Raw genomic sequence first — 1,054 nt, 5'->3', positions numbered from 1 at the left:
TATGTCGCAAGTTCAAGTCTTGCAAGGGGAGCCACTTTTAAAAAGGCCTCATCATTTGATGAGGCCTTTTTGCATTTAGGCTCTGCTATCCTTTACGTAATAAAAACCCTCACTACCCTGCTATTGAGCCTAAGAGACATTTACCTGCCATTGTTAAAACTTCACGGCTAATAGTTAACAACTGATCCTTAATGAAAGCTTGATACAATCAGTTACATATAGAAGCATTTGAAAATGACTTTTTTTGCGGTAGAAATTTAATCTCTATCATACTTTGAAGCTAACGATATTTTCTCGGCTATACTTCTAAACTATGCTTTATTGATACATCCGCTGATACAACGGTATCGCTTTTAAACCACGTAATGTGTGGGGACTGCTTAATGAAACTAAAAACACAGGCTTATTTGCTTTCAGGGATCATCTTGATTGCACTGCTTGCTATAACCATGACCGGTTTATGGACACTGCGCGTTGCCAGTAATCTCGATAACAAAGCGCGAGTGACTGAATTATTTAAAAGTGCTTATAGTATTTTAACCGAAGTCGAGAAAATGGCGGCGGATGGCACACTCGAAGAAGAAGAAGCCAAGCAGCTTGCGACACGACTGCTGCGAAATAATATTTATAAAGACAATGAATATGTTTATGTCGCTGATGAGAACATGATATTTGTTGCTGCTCCTCATGATCCAGAAATACACGACACCAGTTTCCACGATTTTAAAGATGGTTCTGGCAACAGTGTTGGGCAGTTATTGCTTAATGCTCTCGGTAACTCCAACCGAATGGTCGAATACACTTGGACTCAAAAACAAGCTGACGGCTCGATTGAAGATAAACTCTCAATAGCCCAAAAAACCCCTCGCTGGAGCTGGGTAGTAGGAACAGGGATTGGCTTTAATGAAACCAACGCTCGCTTTTGGTCTAGTGCTCAATTGAAGATTACGATGTGTCTCATCATTGGCGCCGCTATTTTACTTCTTTTGATTGTCTCGATTAGAAAGATGCTTGCGCTTCTCGGTGGAGAGCCACAAGAGGTAAGTGATGCCGT

At 41.0% G+C, this 1,054-nt stretch carries 1 protein-coding gene; it reads left to right on the top strand.

What is annotated here, in order from left to right:
• Positions 1-383: 383 nt before the first annotated feature.
• Positions 384-1,054 (top strand): cache domain-containing protein (locus tag ACP45E_RS17720; RefSeq protein WP_198927751.1); only part of this gene is annotated, 671 nt, incomplete at its 3' end.

Origin of the sequence: Vibrio genomosp. F10 str. 9ZD137 (assembly GCF_049974785.1) — a bacterium.
Lineage (GTDB): Bacteria > Pseudomonadota > Gammaproteobacteria > Enterobacterales > Vibrionaceae > Vibrio.
Note: the sequence above shows the minus strand (reverse complement) of the source record. Positions and strands in the feature narration are given on the sequence as shown.